Raw genomic sequence first — 16,812 nt, forward strand, 5'->3', positions numbered from 1 at the left:
CGCGATCCGTGCGAAGCTGTGGCGGGGGGCCCCGGGGGGGGGGGCCGAACCCCGGGGTGGGTGGGGGCGACCGGGGGGGGGGGGCGGGAAGCCGCGGCGGCGCCCCATCCGGGCAAAGGCCCGCCGATGGCCCCGGGCCGGCGGCCCGGTTCCCCCGGGCGCGGCGGGCCGCGGCCGCCGCGGTGCTGCGCGCGGCGGTCGCCGGACTCGCCTCCTGAGGCGGGTCGCCCACGCCGTCCGCCGCGCCCCGGACACGCGGAATCCGCTGCTCCCCGCGGGGGAGAGCAGCGGATCCGGTGGGCGACGCCGGGCGTTTACAGGCCGTTGGCGGCCTTGAACTCGCGGCGGCGGCGGTGCAGGATCGGCTCCGTGTACCCCGACGGCTGCGAGGTGCCCTCGAGGATCAGCTCGCGGGCGGCCTGCCAGGCGATGGACCCCTCGACGTCCGGTGCCATGTTCCGGTAGGCGTCGTCGCCGGCGTTCTGCCCGTCGACGATCGCCGCCATCCGGCGCAGCGAGTCCTCGACGTCCTCGGCGGTGATGATGCCGTGGCGGATCCAGTTGGCCAGCATCTGGGAGGAGATCCGCAGGGTGGCGCGATCCTCCATGAGGTTGACGTCGTGGATGTCGGGCACCTTGGAGACGCCGATGCCCTGCTCGACCCAGCGGACGACGTAGCCGAGGATGGTCTGGCAGGAGTTGTCGACCTCCTCCTTCCTCTGCTCGGCGGTCCAGTCCGTGTCCGGGGCGAGCGGGATGGTGAGCACGTCGTCGACGCTGGCGCGGGGGCCGGCGGCGAGGAGCTCCTCCTGGCGGGTCATGACGTTCACCCGGTGGTAGTGGGTCGCGTGGAGGGTGGCGCCGGTCGGGGACGGGACCCACGCGGTGTTGGCGCCGGCCCTCGGCTGGCCGATCTTCTCGGCGAGCATCTCGGCCATGAGATCGGTCTTGGCCCACATGCCCTTGCCGATCTGGGCGCGGCCCCGCAGGCCACAGGCCAGGCCGGTGTCCACGTTGAAGTCCTCGTAGGAGGTCATCCAGTGCGCGGCCTTCATCTCGCCCTTGCGGATCATCGGGCCGGCCTCCATGGAGGTGTGGATCTCGTCGCCCGTGCGGTCGAGGAAGCCGGTGTTGATGAACACGACCCTCTCGGTGGCCTCCGCGATGCAGGCGGCGAGGTTGACCGAGGTGCGGCGCTCCTCGTCCATGATCCCCACCTTGAGGGTGTTGGCCGGCAGACCGAGGAGCGTCTCCACCCGGCCGAACAACCGGGTGGTGAAGGCGACCTCGGCCGGGCCGTGCTGCTTGGGCTTGACGATGTAGATCGAGCCGGAGCGGCTGTTGCCGCGCTCGTTGCCCTCCGCGATGCCGTGCATGGCGGCCAGCGAGGTGACGAGCGCGTCGAGGATGCCCTCCGGCATCTCGTTGCCCTCCGCGTCGAGCACCGCCGGGTTGGTCATCAGGTGGCCCACGTTCCGGACGAAGAGCATGGAGCGGCCGTGGAGCCGGACCTCGCCGGACCCGTCGGGCGAGGTGTAGACCCGGTCGTCGTTGAGGACGCGGGTGAAGGTCCGACCCCCCTTGCTGATCTCCTCGGACAGGTCGCCCTTCATCAGACCCAGCCAGTTGCGGTACCCCTGAGTCTTGTCGCGGGCGTCGACGGCGGCAACGGAGTCCTCGAAGTCCATGATCGTCGAGACGGCGGACTCCAACACCACGTCCTTGACGCCCGCCGCGTCGGTCGAACCGATCGGGGAGTCGGCGTCGATCCGGATGTCGATGTGGAGCCCGTTGTTGCGGAGGAGGACGGAGGTGGGCGCGGAGGGCTCGCCGAGGTATCCCACGAACTTCTCCGGTTGGCCCAGGCCCGTCGTGGAGCCGTCGGCGAGCGTCACCCGAAGCGCTCCGTCGACCACGGTGTATCCGGTCGAGCCGACGTGGCTGCCGGTCTCGAGGGGGGCGGCGTCGTCGAGGAACTCGCGGGCCCAGGCGATCACCTTGTCGCCCCGCACCCTGTTGTACGTGGAACCGGGCTCGGCACCGTCGCTCTCCGGGATGGCGTCGGTGCCGTAGAGCGCGTCGTACAGCGAACCCCACCGCGCGTTGCCGGCGTTGATCGCGAACCGGGCGTTCATGATCGGCACGACCAGCTGCGGGCCGGCCACCGTGGCGATCTCCGCGTCGACGTTCTCGGTGAGCACGGTGACCGAGTCGGGCTCCGGGACGAGGTAGCCGATCTCCTGCAGGAACGCCTTGTAGGCGGCGGGATCGAACGGAGCCGGATTCTCGTGGTGCCAGGCGTCGATCTTCGACTGGAGCTCATCCCGGAACTCCAGCAGCTCCCGGTTGCGGGGGGCGAGGTCGGCGAAGATCTCGGAGGCACCGGTCCAGAACGAGTCGGGGTCGACCCCGGTGCCCGGAATCGCCTGGGTGTTGACGAAGTCGTACAGGACCGCGTCCACCTGGATACCGCCGACGGTGATGCGTTCGGACATCGATGCTCTCCTCAGATAGGGGATCGTTCTCCTGTCGACTCTAGTGCGCCCCCGCCCCGGGTTCATCCGGGTTTTCCGCAGGGCGGAACGGGCTGGGAATTCAGTAGGATCTCAGGTCATGACCTCAGCTCACCGCACCGCGACTGCCGACGGCATCGCGTTCCTCAAGGGACACGGCACCCTCAACGACTTCGTGATCCTCGCCGACGACGCGGCGGAGTTGGACCTGGACGCGGACCTCGTCCGAGCCCTCTGTGCGCGTCGGGCCGGGGTGGGGGCCGACGGCGTCCTCCGGATCGCCCGCGCCGGAGCCCTGGTCGACCGCGGGGTCCTCGACGGGCTGCCGACGGGCGTAGGGCGCGACGACTGGTTCATGGACTACCGCAACGCGGACGGGTCGGTCGCGGAGATGTGCGGCAACGGGGTCCGGGTGTTCGCCCATGCCCTGGTCTCGACGGGGAGGGCCGAGGCCGGACCCATCCCCGTCGGGACCCGGTCCGGCCCGCGCCCCGCCGACGTCGTCACCTACGACGGCGACCGCGCGGTCGTCCGCGTCGACATGGGCGAACCCCGCCTCCTCGGGGTCTCCTCCGCCGGCTTCGGCGACCGGTCCTTCGCGGGCCTCGCCGTGGACATGGGCAACCCCCACCTGGCCTGTGTCGTGCCGGGTCTGGATGCCGCCGCGTTGGAGGCGCTCGCGGTCCACGAGCCCCCGGTGTTCGACACCGCGTTCTTCCCCGAGGGCGTCAACGTCGAGATCGCGACCCCGCTCGCCGACGGCCGCGTCTTGATGCGGGTCCACGAGAGAGGCGCAGGGGAGACGATGTCCTGCGGCACCGGGATCGTCGCCACCGCCGTCGCGGCGCTGGCCGACGCGGGAGAGCAGTCGGGAGACGTGCTGGTGGCGGTGCCCGGCGGCGAGGTCGCGGTCAGGGTCCGGGACGGGCGGTCCGACCTCACCGGACCCTCGGTGATCGTCGCGGACGGCCGTTTCCGGCGGTGAGGCGCCCCCGCCCGCGGTGATCTCACGGACGCGCCACCGTGAGGAATGTGAGAAGATGGCCCCGAATGACTATCGATGACACCGCCCATGACCGGGCCACACGAGACCACGATCCCTCGGTCGGCGAATTCCAGCTCGAGGAACGCTCGTCGCTGCGTCGCGCCGTGGGTCTGTCCACCGAGCTCCAGGACGTCAACGACGCGGAGTACCGGCAACTGCGGCTCGAGCGCGTCGTCCTGGTGGGCGTCTGGACCGAGGGTTCGGCAGCACTGGCGGACGCCGCCATGACCGAGCTCGCCCAGCTCGCCGAGACCGCGGGCTCGGAGGTGTGCGACGCGCTGATCCAGCGCCGCGACAAGCCCGACCCCGCCACGTACATCGGCTCGGGCAAGGCGAAGGAGCTCAAGGCGGTGATCGAGGCGACCGGCGCGGACACCGTGATCTGTGACGGTGAACTCACGCCCGGTCAGCTCATCGCCCTGGAGAAGGCGGTCAACGTCAAGGTGGTCGACCGCACCGCGTTGATCCTCGACATCTTCGCCCAACACGCCACCAGCAGGGAGGGTAAGGCCCAGGTCTCGCTGGCACAGATGGAGTACATGCTCCCGCGCCTGCGCGGGTGGGGTGAGGCTCTCTCCCGCCAGGCGGGTGGCCGTGCCGGCGCCAACGGAGGGGTGGGCCTGCGCGGCCCCGGTGAGACCAAGATCGAGACCGATCGCCGGCGCATCCGTGAACGCATGGCCCGGTTGCGGCGCGACATCAAGGGGATGAAGCAGGCCCGGGACACCAAGCGTCACCGTCGCCGCGCGACCCCGGTGCCGTCCATCGCGATCGCCGGCTACACCAATGCCGGCAAGTCGAGTCTCCTCAACCACATCACCGGTGCCGGCGTCCTGGTCCAGAACGCATTGTTCGCCACCCTGGATCCCACGACCCGACGCGCCGAGCTTCCCGACGGCCGGGCGGTGGTCTTCACGGACACGGTCGGCTTCGTCAGACACCTTCCCACCCAGCTCGTGGAGGCCTTCCGCTCGACGCTGGAGGAGGTGGTCGATTCCGAACTGCTGCTGCACGTGGTGGACGGTTCAGACCCCTTCCCGCTGCGCCAGATCGAGGCCGTCCGTGCCGTCATCCACGACGTCGTGGAGGAACAGAACGCCGAGCAGCCGCGGGAGCTGGTGGTGATCAACAAGGTCGACGTCGCGGATCCGGTGGTGCTCACCGAGCTCCACCACGCCCTCCCGGAGGCGGTCTTCGTCTCGGCGGTCACGGGTCAGGGCATGGACGAATTCATGGGACGGATCATGCAGATCGTGGCCTCGGGGGACACCGAGGTGACCCTCGTCATCCCCTTCACGCGAGGCGACGTGGTGTCCCGGGTCCATGCGGCGGGAGCGGTGATCGACGAGCAGCACACGCAGGACGGCACCCGGATCGTCGTCCGCCTGCCCGCCTCCGTGGCGGGCGAGCTCGAGCAGTTCGTCGCCGTGGACTCACGCGACGGCGCCGCCTGACCCGGACTCGCGGGGCAGACGGCGGTCGCCGATGCGTGGGTTCAGAGCTTGCGTAGCACCGTCACCACCTTGCCCAGGACGGTCGCGTGTTCCCCGGGAATCGGCTGGAACGACGGGTTGTGGGGGAGCAGCCAGACCCCGGTCGAGTCCTTGCGGAACGTCTTGACGGTGGCCTCCCCGTCGATCATCGCCGCGACGATGTCGCCGTTGTCGGCCACGTTCTGCCGGCGGACCACCACGTAGTCGCCGTCGCAGATCGCCGCGTCGATCATCGATTCGCCGACCACCCTGAGCATGAACAGGTCGCCCGATCCGACCAGATCAGTCGGCAACGGGAAGACCTCCTCCACCGCCTGCTCCGCCAGGATCGGCCCGCCGGCGGCGATCCGTCCGAGCACGGGCACGTAGACGGGCTCGACCGCACCGCTCGGACGGGCTTCCTCCGAGGCGGGCGTCCGACGACCCCTGGCGCGCTGTCCCGGGACGCCGTGGACATCGACGGCGCGCGGCTTGTGGGGGTCCCGTGTCAGGAAGCCCTTCTTCTCGAGGGTCCGCAGCTGATGCGCGACCGACGAGGTGGATTGGAGCCCGACCGCGTCGCCGATCTCGCGGATACTCGGGGGATACCCGCGGTCCTTGACCGTGTCGTGGATATGGAGCAGAACGCTCTTCTGACGAGGTGTCAGGGCTTCGAAGTCAGGCTTGGCCATGTGCTGGTCCCTTCAGCGAATGGGTGTTCGACGTTGATCTCTGTGTACACCTTAACCTGCATCCGGCCCGTGCGCCACACACATGTTCGAAGAATTTTCCGTCGGAATGGTGACTCTGTCGGACCCGCGTGATACAACTCTAGTCACGTTCGAGTTCGAACAGATGTGCAGAGAAGTGCACACGGATGTGCGAAGTGAGTTCGTACACCGTATCGAGTTGGGAGTCATCATGTCGGTTCTGGAGATGCAGTCGCAGTCGGGTCCGGCCCTGCGGTGGAGCGAGGTCTGCGCCACCGAGCACCGTGTGTCGATGTCGATGTCGATGTCGATGTCGATGTCGGGACGGTCCCGTCCGCGGGCGGATCTCGGTGCGGTCCCCGACACCCGGCCCGGCGGCCGTCGCCGTCCGGCGGCCACGCGGCCGGTGGCCCCGGGCCGCCGGGTGCTGGTCCGCCCCGCGTCCGCCGGGCAGGTCAGGGCGTGTCACGTGCAGGAGCCCACCGCGTCGCCGGTGGTCGACGACGTGCCGACCTGGGTCCTGGTGGCCTGCGGAGTGGCGTTCGGGTTCATCATGCTTCTGGCGCTCGCGTTGCTCGGCGGACCCGCCTACGCGTGATCCGGTGTGTCGCCTCCTAGAATGGCTGCGGGACGGCGCACCGCCGTCCCGGCATGGAGCCGGGCCGCGGTCGGGGGAGATGCCCTCACCCGGTCGACGAATGGTGGAGCTGGAATGTACTGCCCGACATGCCACCACGAGGATTCCCGGGTGATCGACTCCCGTTCGGTCGATGAGGGGCAGGCGATCCGGCGGCGCCGGGAGTGTCCGGAGTGCGGACATCGCTTCACGACCCTGGAGACCCCCTTGCTCACGGTCCTCAAGCGCAACGGCGTCACCGAGAGCTTCAGTCGCGACAAGGTGGTGCGGGGTGTTCGGCGCGCGTGTCAGGGACGCGCGGTCGACGAGGACGCGCTCAGGCGGCTCGCACAGCAGGTCGAGGACGCCGTGAGGGCGGGCGGGGCATCAGAAGTCCCCGCGCACGAGATCGGTCTTGCCATCCTCGGTCCCCTCCAGGACCTCGACGAGGTGGCCTATCTGCGTTTCGCGTCGGTCTACAAGCAGTTCAGCTCCGCAGCCGACTTCGAGCGCGAGATCGTCGCGCTGCGCCAACGGCACTCCGGATCCTGACCGGCCCCGAGTCCTAGCGACTCGGCCGGGGGGCGAGCGCCGCGGCGACGGTCTTGTCGATCCGTTGCGCGGAGACCGGTCGTGCCGTCCCGAGGGACTGCGCGAAGAGTCCCACCCGGTATTCCGCCAGCAACCATCGCAGTTCCCTCGCTGCACGGGCCCCGCCGGGCCGCCGACGCAGGACCGTGGCGGCGTCAGCGACCGTGGCCTCGGACTCCGCGAGCCGGGCCGTGAGCTCCCGATGCCGACCAGGTGACTTCTCGGCCATGTCCACACGGAGGCCGACCGCACGGACGTGGCGCTCCAGTTGCGGGAGCATCTCCGCCGGATGACGGGCGAGGAACCCCTTGCCCACGAGGAAGTCCAGCGAGGGCCTGACCGCGTCGGCGACGTCCGGGGGGGCCAGCTCGATGCGCGCCGCGACCGACTGGGCGGCAACCAGCGCGGGGAGCGCCGCGGAGATCGCGGAGGTGATCGCCCCCGGCCCTTCGGACCTGGCCGCGTCGCGGAGTGCCGAGTACTCGGCCACGGTGAGCACCGGCGCCCCCTTCCGTCGCGCGATGATCCGCCCGCACACGGCCAGCGACGCATCGGAGACGAGTCCCTCGGCTCCGCCGTGGGGGTACTGGGTGACAGCGAGACGGTGCTCGAGCGGCCGACCGCGGGTGATCGAGGCGGCCGAGAGCAGGCCGCTCGAAATCAGGGTGAGGACCGCGGCGGCCTGGGCGGTGCGGCGTTCGTCCTCCGTGGCGCACGCGATCCGGTGGATCCCGTCCGCCCGCACCCGCAGGGCCGGGTACACGGTGACGTCGACACCGTCGACCACCCCGGAGATCGAGGGCTCCAGATCGCCGATCGTGTCGCGGGTCCACTCCCGATGGGGACCGTCGTCACGCACGAGCCCGGCGTTGAGGGTGGATCGGACCTCGTTCACCAGTTGCGTCCGGAGCAGCGCCAGGTCCGTTCCGGCGGCCACGACCTTCTCGCCGTCGACCACCTCGAACCGCATCCTGAGGTGATCCGGGAGCTGGTCGGGGTGGAAGTCCCGCGGGTCGACCGACGTCCCGATCCGTGCCGAGAGCGCCCCGGCGAGCGCCACGGGCAGCGGCGCGGACCGGGGGGTGACGTCCCCCGCCAGCAGGGCGGCGAACTCGGCCGGTGGGGAACAGAGGCGGCGCAGGTACTTGGGCAGGGTCCGGAGCATCCCGGTGTAGAGGTCCTCGCGGAGCCCGGGGACCAACCACTCGAAGCCGGCGGTCGTCACCGAGGAGAGCTGCGGCAGCGGGATCCGGACGGTGATCCCGTCGGCGTCGACGCCGGGGTCGAAGGCGTAGTGCAGCTCGAAGCTCCTGTCGCCCTGCCTCCAGAACGGCGGGAAGTCGGCGGCGGCCGGCGCGGTGTCCGACAACCGGATGTCCTCCGGGCGCAGACGCAACAGATCCGGGTCGGCGTGGCCTTCCTTCTTCCACCACGAGTCGAGGTGTCGTCCCGAGGTGAGGTCGGCGGGGAGCCGGTCGAGGTAGAACGCGACGAGCTGCTCGTCGTCGATCACCAGGCCGCGGCGGCGGCTCCGCGTCTCCAGTTCCCGCGCCTGCTCGACCGCCACCGCGTTCTCCACGATCACGGGGACCCGCGTGCTCCAGCGGCCCTCGACGATCCCGTTGCGGACCAGTAGTTCGCGGGCCAGCGCGGGGTCGACGCGGGACAGCAGGATGCGGCGGGCCTCGATCACGGTCAACCCCAACAGCATGACCTTCTCGTACGCCATCGCGGCGCCCTGGGCGTCGGACCAATGGGGTTCGGAGTACTGGGTGCGGACCAGGTGCCCCCCGAGCTGTTCGATCCATCCCGGGTCGATCCGGGCGACGCCCCGGGCCCACAGGCGGGAGGGCTCCACCAGTTCGGAGGCCATCACCCAGCGGGGCGGCTTGCGGGCGAGGTCCGAGCCGGGGAACACCTGGAACCGGATGCCGCGCGTGCCACGGAACTCGCGGGCCTCCTCGTCCCGGGTGCCCACGTTGGTGAGCAGGCCGGAGAGGATGGCCTTGTGCAGGTCGTCCTCGGCGGCGTGGCCGGACGGCGGGTGCCAGCCCTGCTCCCGGCACATGCTCGACAGCTGAGCGGTGAGGTCCTGCCATTCGCGGATCCGCAGCCAGTGCAGGTACTCGGCCTTGCACATCTTCCGGAAGGCGCTGCCGGACAGCTCGCGGCGCTGCTCGGTGAGGTACCGCCACAGGTTGAGGTAACCCAGGAAATCCGAGGACTTGTCCGCGAACCGGCGGTGGAGGAGATCGGCCTTGTCGCGCTCCTCCGCGGGCCGTTCCCTCACGTCCTGCACGGTGAGCGCCGCGACCACCACCAGCACGTCCTGCAGGGACCCGTTGCGGTGGCCCTCCACGACCATCCGGGCCAACCGGGGATCGAGGGGCAGCGCCGCCATCTCACGTCCCACCTTGGTCAGGTGCGGGCGCTCGTCGTCGTCGATCCGGAGCGCGCCCAGCTCGGTGAGCAACGTCATGCCGTCGCGGACCGCCTTGCGGTCGGGTGGTTCGACAAACGGGAAGTCGTCGACCGCGCCCAGGTCGAGGTCCGCCATCGACAGGATGACCGACGCCAGGTTGGTCCGCAGGATCTCGGGGTCGGTGAACTCGGGCCGCGACTCGAAGTCCTCCTGCGAGTACAGGCGGATGCAGATGCCGTCCGCGACGCGGCCGCACCGACCTGCGCGCTGCGCGGCGGACGCCCGGGAGACGGGTTCGATGGGCAGGCGCTGGACCTTGGTGCGGGTGGAGTACCGGGAGATGCGGGCGAGGCCGGTGTCCACGACGTACCGGATCCCCGGGACGGTGACCGAGGTCTCGGCGATGTTGGTCGACAGGACCACGCGCCGGGTCGAATGCTGCCGGAACGCGCGTTGCTGCTCGGCGGTGGTGAGGCGGGCGAACAGCGGGAAGATCTCGGTGGCCGTGAACCTGCGGCCCCGCAGGACCTCCTCGGCGTCGCGGATCTCCCGCTCTCCGGAGAGGAAGACGAGGATGTCCCCGTCACCCTCGGCCAGGAGTTCGGCCACCGCGTCCGCGAGTCCGTCCAGTGGGTCGACGTCGACCACCCGGTCGCCGTGCTCCACCTGGAGAGGGCGGTAGCGGACCTCGACCGGGAAGGTCCGCCCCGAGACCTCGATCACCGGCGCGGGGCGGCCGGCGGGGTCGGCGAAGTGGCGGGCGAAGCGATCGGGGTCGATGGTGGCGGAGGTGATGATGAGCTTGAGATCCGGTCGCCGGGGGAGGATCTGCCGCAGGTATCCCAGGAGGAAATCGATGTTGAGGCTGCGCTCGTGGGCCTCGTCGATGATGATCGTGTCGTAGGCGCGCAGGAGCCGGTCCCGCCGGATCTCGGCGAGCAGCAGGCCGTCCGTCATCACCTTGACGGCCGTGTCCGGGCTGGTCCGGTCGTCGAATCGCACCGCGGAGCCGACCAGTCGGCCGATCTCCACGTCCAGTTCCTCGGCGATGCGGTCGGCCACGGAACGTGCGGCGAGCCGGCGGGGTTGCGTGTGGCCGATCATCCCGCGGACGCCGCGCCCGAGTCCGAGGCAGATCTTGGGGATCTGGGTGGTCTTGCCGGAGCCGGTCTCGCCCGCGATCACCACCACCTGGTTGTCCCGGATCGCCGCCTCGATCTCGTCCTTGCGGGCGCTGACCGGGAGCTGCTCGGGATAGCGGGGCGTGGGGACGGACTCCGCGCGACGGCGGAGCCGCTCGGAGGCGGTGGAGATCTGGAGCCCGAGGGCGTCGATCTGGTCGGCACGGGCCCTGCGGATCCTGGGGCGGAGCCGGTGGGCGTCGACGTTGCCGACGTCGTCGAGTCGGCGCAGGAGCTCGTGCCGGGCCCGGCGGAGTTCGGGATCGGACACGGGGGAGGGTGACATGGTGTCCGCAAGGATAATCGTCGGTCGGCGCGGACGCCGACCGCGGTCTCAGTCCGCGCCGCTCTCGCGGCGGGACTGGATCCGGGCATACCGCTCGTGGAGGCGTTCCCTGATCTCCTCCGGCTCGTACGCGCGACGTCGTCGTTCCGTCCGCGCGGCGAGGAGTCCGCTCGCGGCGACCCCCATCACCCCGGCCGCGCCGAGAACCTTGAGCCATTGCCGTCCGCGGGGAGCCATGGGGCGAGCGTAGGTCGTGTGGCCACGACGCCTGGCAGGATCGCACCATGAGCCTCGACACCGTCCCCCTGGCCGCGGCGGCCCACCGGACCCGCACGGGGGACCTCTGGCTGTTCCGGGGGAGCACCACCGCCGATCGGCTGATCCAGACCCTCACCAACGCTCCCGTCAATCACGTCGGGGTGGCGGTCGTCCTGGACGACATGCCGCCCCTGCTGTGGCACGCGGAGATGGGGCGCGCCCTCACCGACGTGTGGACCGGTCGCCGGCAGCGCGGGGTCCAGCTCCACGACCTGGAGCAGGCGGTCCTCCAGTGGACGGGGCCGTACGGGCAGCGGGCGTGGCTCCGACAGCTCTCCCCGGAGGTCGGACGGGTGCAGGAGGACGCGCTCCTGGAGTCGATCGCCCGCCTGAACGGCGTGTCCTTCCCGTCGGCGGGACGCCTCACCGCGCGGTGGGCGAGGGGGCGCTGGGCGGCGCGGGGACGGGCCCCGGCCCACCGGGACGCCGGAGCGGGATCCGGGTCCGGAGGAGACGACGACGACGAGGCGTCGCGCCGCCGGTGGATCGGCCTGCCGTGGCGCAGGCAGGCCGACCCACGCCCGGCGCTGCGCATGGAGGCGGCCTACTGCGCGGAGGTCGTGGGCGCCACGCTCGAGGCGATGGGGATCCTCATGCCGGCGGGGAACGCCAGTTGGTACGACCCTGGCCGATTCTGGAGCGGCGACGACCTGCCCCTGGCTCCGGGCTGGGACTACGGGCGGGAGATCGCGGTGACCGTGCCCACGAGCACCGTCCGGGCCCGGTGAGGCCCCCTCACCCGCAGCGAACCGACTCACACAGGGCCGCCTCCGCGTCCTCGGGCGCCACCACCAGCAGCTCGTCGCCGGACTCGAAGGGCACGTCCGGTTCGGGCACGATCACCCGTCCGCCCCGGAGGATCGCCACCAGCGCCACGTCGCGGGGGAGGCGGACGCGGGAGACCGGTCGCCCGGCCAGCGGGGTCTGGTCGGGGAGGGTCACGCTCACCAGATTGGCCCCCCCGCGCCGCAACGTCATCAGCCGGACGACGTCCCCCACCGAGACCGCCTCCTCCACGACCGAGACGATCAGCCGGGGGGTCGAGACGGCAACGTCGACGCCCCACCTGTCGTCGAAGAGCCACTCGTTGCGGGGGTCGTTCACCCTCGCGACCACGCGGGCCACGGCGAACTCGGTCTTGGCCAGGAGGCTCACGACCAGGTTCACCTTGTCGTCACCGGTGGCGGCCACCACGACGTCCGCCCGCTCCACGCGGAGCTGTTCGAGGAAGCTCAGCTCGCAGGCGTCCCCGATGCGTTGATCCGCGCCGGGGACCTCGTCGCGGTCGAACACGGTGGAACGTCTGTCGATGAGGGTCACGTGGTGGTTGTTCGCCAGGAGCTCCCGGGCGATGGAGCGTCCCACGACCCCCGCCCCCGCGACCACCACACGCATGCTCGTGGCGGGCACCGGTCTGGCCGGCGCGTTGTTCAGCAGCCCGGACCCATCCGCGTAGTCGGGAACGGTTCCGTCGGGTGTGCGCCGGTCAGTCATCGGCGGGACCTCGTTCCAGTGCGTCGTCGAGTCCGTCGACCGCCCCGGCGGGGACGGCCAGGTGGAGCAGGTCATCGGCCTGGACGAGGGTGTCCCGGTCGGGGATCCGGCACTCGCCGAAGCGGGAGATCGCGGCGACCCGGCCCCCGGCGACGGCCGCGAGGTCGTCGACGGGGGTGCCGACCCACACCGGGGGCGCGGTGAGGGCGACCAGGGCCACCGATCCGGTCTTGTCCCGCCAGACCACGGGGCTCGAGCCGGACGTGATGTACCGGACCAGTCGGCCGGTGGCCCAGGGGACCGTCGCGACGGTCGGGATCCCCAACCGCTCGTAGACGGCGGCCCGGCCCGCGTCGTAGATCCGCGCGATCACCCGCTCGACGCCGAAGGTCTCGCGCGCGACCCGCGCGGCGATGATGTTGGAGTTGTCGCCGGAGGACACGGCGGCAAACGCGTCGGCGCCGTCGAGGCCGGCGGACTCGAGGACCGCGCGGTCGAACCCCACCCCTGTCACGGTGCGGCCGCCGAAGTCCTCGGCGAGCCGTGCGAACGCCGACTGCTCGCGGTCGATCACCACGACGTCGTGGCCGCAGGCGTCGAGCTCGGTCGCGAGCGCCGCCCCGACGCGCCCACAGCCCATGATGATGACCCTCATCGCGAGTCCCACTCCTCACGGTCCGCCCGTCGCGGACCCGTGGGACAACGCTACTCCGGTCGCGGGCGCTGTCCCCGGGGCGCGCGGGGTCCTAGGATGTGTCGGTGTCCAGGATCTCCAAGGCCTCCGTGGGAACCAAGCGCCTCCTGCTGGGGCGTCCCTTCCGCAGCGACACGCTCGGCGACACCCACCTGCCCAAGAGGATCGCGCTGCCGGTGTTCGCCTCCGACGCCCTGTCGTCGGTGGCCTACGCCCCGGAGGAGATCTTCCTGGTGCTGTCCGTGGCGGGGCTCGCGTCGCTCGCCTTCGCCCCGTGGGTGGGGTTGGCGGTCGCGGTGGTGATGGTGGTGGTCATCGCCAGCTATCGGCAGAACGTCCACGCCTACCCGTCCGGGGGCGGCGACTACGAGGTGGCCACCGTCAACCTCGGCCCCAACGCCGGCCTGGCGGTGGGCGCGGCGCTCCTCATCGACTACGTCCTAACGGTGGCGGTCTCGATCTCGGCGGCCGCCGCAAACATCGGCTCGGCGATCCCGTTCGTCAACACCCACAAGGTGCTGTTCGCGGTGGGCGCGATCGTGCTCGTCACGGCGGTCAACCTGCGGGGGATCCGGGAGTCCGGGGCGGCGTTCGCGATACCCGTGTACACGTTCATGGCCTCGATGGCGGTCCTGGTGGTGTGGGGGTTGTTCCAGGTCGACGTGTTGGGCCGGGATCTGCAGGCCGAATCGGCGAATTTCGACCTCGTCTCCACGCACGGCGGAGCGGTCACCGGGCTCGCCCTCGCGTTTGTCGTGGCCAAGTCCTTCGCCTCCGGCTCCGCCGCGCTCACCGGCGTCGAGGCGATCCACAACGGGGTCCCGGCGTTCCGCAAGCCGAGGTCGCGCAACGCGGCCACCACGCTGCTCCTGCTCGGCGTGATCGCCGTGACCTTCCTGCTCGGACTCATCGCGCTGGCGGTACAACTGGGCGTCCGCGTCGCGGAGGACCCGGCCCGGCAGCTGGTGGGTGCGCCCGCGGACTACCACCAGAAGACGATGATCGCCCAGCTGGCCGAGCCGGTGTTCGCCGGTTTCCCGATCGCGTTCTACGTGGTGATGACGGTCACCGCCGTGATCCTGGTGCTCGCCGCCAATACGGCGTTCAACGGCTTCCCGATGCTCGGGTCCGTCCTCGCCCGTGACAACTACCTGCCCCGGCAGCTGGCGACCCGCGGGGATCGACTCGCGTTCTCCAACGGGATCGTCCTGCTCGCCGTGGCGGCGATCGCGCTCGTGGTGGTCTTCGAGGCCAGGGTCACCGTTCTCATCCAGCTCTACATCGTCGGGGTGTTCGTCGCCTTCACCCTGAGCCAGCTCGGGATGATCCGGCACTGGACCAGACACCTCGCGGACGAGAAGGTGCCGGCGGTCCGTCGCCGGATGCTGCGATCCCGGGTCATCAACGTCATCGGGTTCGTGCTCACCGCATCCGTCCTCGTCATCGTGATCATCACCAAACTCTTCGCCGGCGCGTACATCGCGGTGCTCGCGATGACCGCGGTGTTCGTGGTGATGAAGCTGATCCACCGCCACTACGCGACCGTCGCCCGGGAACTCGAGGACTCCACGTGGGAGGTGGTCCTGCCGAGCAGGACCCACTGCGTGGTGCTGGTGTCCAAACTTCACCTGCCCACGCTCCGGGCCCTGTCCTACGCGCGGGCCACGAGGCCGGACACCATCGAGGCGCTGACCGTGAGCATCGACACCGCGGAGACCCGCGCGCTGGTGCGCGAGTGGGAGAGTAGCCGGATCTCGGTCCCGCTGAAGGTGGTGGAGTCCCCGTACCGGGAGATCAACCGGCCGGTGGTCGACTACGTCAAGCGGCTGCGGGAGCGCTCACCGCGAGACGTCGTGATCGTCTACATCCCCGAGTACGTGGTGGGCCACTGGTGGGAGCATCTGCTCCACAACCAGAGCGCGCTGCGTCTCAAGTCCCGCCTGCTGTACGAACGTGGGGTCATGGTCACCAGCGTGCCGTGGCAGTTGTCCTCCTCCGACGGGCGGGCGGAGAAGGTGGGCGACGAACCGATCGTCGGCCGATGGGCCGGACCGGAGGCGGAATGACGAGCACGCACGAGATCGACTGGACCGGGCGGGTGCTCCGGCTGCGTGTCGAGGGACCCGCCCAGGGCGGGGAGTTCGTCGCCCGACACGAGGGGCGCGTGGTGTTCTGCCGGGGCGGGATCACCGGGGAGGTGGTCGACGTGCGCGTCGACGGCGACCCCGGGCGCTCCTTCTGCCGCGGCACGGTGCAGCGGGTGGTCGAGGCGTCCGCGGACCGGATCGAGACCTACTGTCCGGCGGCGGCGGCGGGCGCCGGGTGCTGCGACTGGAGCCACATCCGGGCGGAGGCGGCGAGGGGGTTCTCGGGCCGGATCCTCGCCGAGCAGGCCGGCCGGATCGGTCGGATCACCGTGCCCGGGGAGTCCGTCCCGGTCGAGGTCCCGGCCGGGGACGGCGCGGTCACCGGGTGGCGGACGGTCGCCCGGTGGGTGAGCGGGCCCGACGGAGTCCCCGGGGTCCGCCGGGCCAGGTCCCGCGAGCTGGTGACGCAGCCGTGCGTCCAGGCCGACCCGAGGCTCCTGGAGGCGGTCCGGGCCGCCGCGGTGGGACCGCACCGCGAGATCCTCGGGGTGTTGGGGGACGACGGCGAGGTGCATCTGGCGCGTCGACCCCTCACCGACCAGGCGCCGCGGGGTCGCGACCGGCGGTCCGGGCACGCCGCGGCCACCCGGGCCAGGGCCCGGCACTCGCGGGCCGAGCCGTGGGAGACCGTGGCCGGTCCGTCCACCGTCGTCCGGCGCGTGGGCGGGCACGCCTGGCGGTTGCCGATCGACGCGTTCTGGCAGGCACACCGCTCGGCGGCCGGCCACTACGCCGGACTCGTCGGCACCGCCGTGACCGGCGCTCCGGGGCTACCGGACCGGCCGACGGTGTGGGATCTCTACGGTGGCGCCGGGCTCTTCTCCGCCGCCGTGCTGGACGTCGCGCCCGACGCGCGGGTCACGGTGGTCGAATCCGCCCGGTCCTCACTGGGGGCGGTGGAGACGGCCCTGGGCGCCGACGTCGCGCCGCGTACCGTGCTCGCGAGGGTCGAGTCGTTCCTCGAGGAGTCCGCGGGAGACAGGGACCCGGCCGACCGACCGGACCTGGTGGTCCTGGATCCGCCGCGGGGCGGGGCGGGGATCCCCGTGATGACCGCGCTGGCCGCCCGGACGCGGTCGAGGATCGTCCACGTCGGGTGCGACCCCGCGAGTCTCGCTCGTGACGTGGGGGTGCTCGTGGACGCCGGATGGACGCTCGTTGACCTGCGGGGAGTGGCGGCGTTCCCGGGAACCCATCACGTGGAGGGCCTGGCGGTGCTGGATTCACCGCGGGCGAGGTGACCTCCGGAGCCGGTGGAGCGGGTCTGCCCGCCGCCCACCGGCGAGGGTGCGGGCTCTCCCCGTAGACTGACGATTCGACCCA

General features: G+C 71.2%; 13 protein-coding genes. 7 read left to right on the top strand and 6 right to left on the bottom strand.

Annotated features, from left to right (window positions below; genetic code table 11):
* Nucleotides 1-314: 314 nt before the first annotated feature.
* Nucleotides 315-2,495 carry a malate synthase G gene (locus tag Q0444_RS08020; RefSeq protein ID WP_291084849.1) on the bottom strand — a complete coding sequence of 727 codons (2,181 nt, stop codon included), beginning with the start codon at nucleotides 2,493-2,495 and terminating at the stop codon, nucleotides 315-317.
* 118 nt (nucleotides 2,496-2,613) lie between these two features.
* On the opposite strand from Q0444_RS08020, the gene dapF reads away from it, so the two are divergent.
* Complete coding sequence (dapF, locus tag Q0444_RS08025) at nucleotides 2,614-3,498, top strand: diaminopimelate epimerase (protein WP_291084847.1); 885 nt, start codon at nucleotides 2,614-2,616, stop codon at nucleotides 3,496-3,498.
* Between the two features lie 65 nt (nucleotides 3,499-3,563).
* Nucleotides 3,564-5,012, top strand: a complete 1,449-nt coding sequence (gene hflX, locus Q0444_RS08030; RefSeq protein ID WP_299022803.1) for a GTPase HflX — start codon at nucleotides 3,564-3,566, stop codon at nucleotides 5,010-5,012.
* A gap of 41 nt (nucleotides 5,013-5,053) precedes the next feature.
* Here the strand turns inward: hflX and lexA are convergent, their stop codons facing one another.
* Nucleotides 5,054-5,722 (bottom strand): transcriptional repressor LexA, encoded by a 669-nt coding sequence (gene lexA / locus Q0444_RS08035; protein ID WP_291084841.1) that lies wholly within the window; start codon nucleotides 5,720-5,722, stop codon nucleotides 5,054-5,056.
* A gap of 229 nt (nucleotides 5,723-5,951) precedes the next feature.
* Between lexA and Q0444_RS08040 the strand changes: the two genes are divergently transcribed.
* Together Q0444_RS08040 and nrdR are read left to right on the top strand one after the other, a co-directional pair.
* Entirely contained in the window at nucleotides 5,952-6,338 is a 387-nt protein-coding gene (locus Q0444_RS08040) for a hypothetical protein (RefSeq protein ID WP_299022806.1), read from the top strand.
* Between the two features lie 114 nt (nucleotides 6,339-6,452).
* Nucleotides 6,453-6,908: a transcriptional regulator NrdR gene (nrdR, locus tag Q0444_RS08045; protein WP_291084835.1), complete on the top strand. Its 456-nt coding sequence runs from the start codon at nucleotides 6,453-6,455 to the stop codon at nucleotides 6,906-6,908.
* A 13-nt stretch (nucleotides 6,909-6,921) separates the two neighbouring features.
* Here nrdR and hrpA read toward each other — a convergent pair whose 3' ends face one another.
* Together hrpA and Q0444_RS08055 are read right to left on the bottom strand one after the other, a co-directional pair.
* A complete protein-coding gene (gene hrpA, locus Q0444_RS08050) occupies nucleotides 6,922-10,836 on the bottom strand; it encodes an ATP-dependent RNA helicase HrpA (RefSeq protein WP_299022809.1) in 3,915 nt (1,304 codons plus the stop codon).
* 48 nt (nucleotides 10,837-10,884) lie between these two features.
* Entirely contained in the window at nucleotides 10,885-11,073 is a 189-nt protein-coding gene (locus tag Q0444_RS08055) for a hypothetical protein (RefSeq protein WP_291084829.1), read from the bottom strand.
* Nucleotides 11,074-11,120: 47 nt separating this feature from the next.
* On the opposite strand from Q0444_RS08055, the gene Q0444_RS08060 reads away from it, so the two are divergent.
* On the top strand, nucleotides 11,121-11,882 hold the full coding sequence (locus tag Q0444_RS08060) for a hypothetical protein (protein WP_291084826.1): 762 nt from the start codon (nucleotides 11,121-11,123) through the stop codon (nucleotides 11,880-11,882).
* A gap of 7 nt (nucleotides 11,883-11,889) precedes the next feature.
* Here the strand turns inward: Q0444_RS08060 and Q0444_RS08065 are convergent, their stop codons facing one another.
* The gene (locus Q0444_RS08065) at nucleotides 11,890-12,549 is read right to left on the bottom strand and encodes a TrkA family potassium uptake protein (RefSeq protein ID WP_291084928.1); all 660 of its coding nucleotides are present in this window, start codon (nucleotides 12,547-12,549) and stop codon (nucleotides 11,890-11,892) included.
* A gap of 91 nt (nucleotides 12,550-12,640) precedes the next feature.
* On the bottom strand, nucleotides 12,641-13,303 hold the full coding sequence (locus Q0444_RS08070) for a TrkA family potassium uptake protein (RefSeq protein ID WP_291084823.1): 663 nt from the start codon (nucleotides 13,301-13,303) through the stop codon (nucleotides 12,641-12,643).
* Nucleotides 13,304-13,416: 113 nt separating this feature from the next.
* Between Q0444_RS08070 and Q0444_RS08075 the strand changes: the two genes are divergently transcribed.
* Together Q0444_RS08075 and Q0444_RS08080 are read left to right on the top strand one after the other, a co-directional pair.
* Nucleotides 13,417-15,408, top strand: coding sequence for an APC family permease (locus tag Q0444_RS08075; protein WP_291084925.1), 1,992 nt, complete (start codon nucleotides 13,417-13,419; stop codon nucleotides 15,406-15,408).
* Nucleotides 15,405-16,730 (top strand): class I SAM-dependent RNA methyltransferase, encoded by a 1,326-nt coding sequence (locus Q0444_RS08080; RefSeq protein WP_299022815.1) that lies wholly within the window; start codon nucleotides 15,405-15,407, stop codon nucleotides 16,728-16,730. Before Q0444_RS08075 ends, Q0444_RS08080 begins: the two co-directional genes overlap by 4 nt.
* Nucleotides 16,731-16,812: the final 82 nt, after the last annotated feature.

Origin of the sequence: uncultured Dietzia sp. (assembly GCF_937873725.1) — a bacterium.
Classification (GTDB): domain Bacteria; phylum Actinomycetota; class Actinomycetes; order Mycobacteriales; family Mycobacteriaceae; genus Dietzia.

Bases quoted from the DNA above. Each gene is read 5' to 3' on its own strand.
- Q0444_RS08020 (WP_291084849.1), bottom strand. From the start codon at position 2,495: ATGTCCGAACGCATCACCGTCGGCGGTATCCAGGTGGACGCGGTCCTG.
- dapF (WP_291084847.1), top strand. From the start codon at position 2,614: ATGACCTCAGCTCACCGCACCGCGACTGCCGACGGCATCGCGTTCCTC.
- hflX (WP_299022803.1), top strand. From the start codon at position 3,564: ATGACTATCGATGACACCGCCCATGACCGGGCCACACGAGACCACGAT.
- lexA (WP_291084841.1), bottom strand. From the start codon at position 5,722: ATGGCCAAGCCTGACTTCGAAGCCCTGACACCTCGTCAGAAGAGCGTT.
- Q0444_RS08040 (WP_299022806.1), top strand. From the start codon at position 5,952: ATGTCGGTTCTGGAGATGCAGTCGCAGTCGGGTCCGGCCCTGCGGTGG.
- nrdR (WP_291084835.1), top strand. From the start codon at position 6,453: ATGTACTGCCCGACATGCCACCACGAGGATTCCCGGGTGATCGACTCC.
- hrpA (WP_299022809.1), bottom strand. From the start codon at position 10,836: ATGTCACCCTCCCCCGTGTCCGATCCCGAACTCCGCCGGGCCCGGCAC.
- Q0444_RS08055 (WP_291084829.1), bottom strand. From the start codon at position 11,073: ATGGCTCCCCGCGGACGGCAATGGCTCAAGGTTCTCGGCGCGGCCGGG.
- Q0444_RS08060 (WP_291084826.1), top strand. From the start codon at position 11,121: ATGAGCCTCGACACCGTCCCCCTGGCCGCGGCGGCCCACCGGACCCGC.
- Q0444_RS08065 (WP_291084928.1), bottom strand. From the start codon at position 12,549: ATGCGTGTGGTGGTCGCGGGGGCGGGGGTCGTGGGACGCTCCATCGCC.
- Q0444_RS08070 (WP_291084823.1), bottom strand. From the start codon at position 13,303: ATGAGGGTCATCATCATGGGCTGTGGGCGCGTCGGGGCGGCGCTCGCG.
- Q0444_RS08080 (WP_299022815.1), top strand. From the start codon at position 15,405: ATGACGAGCACGCACGAGATCGACTGGACCGGGCGGGTGCTCCGGCTG.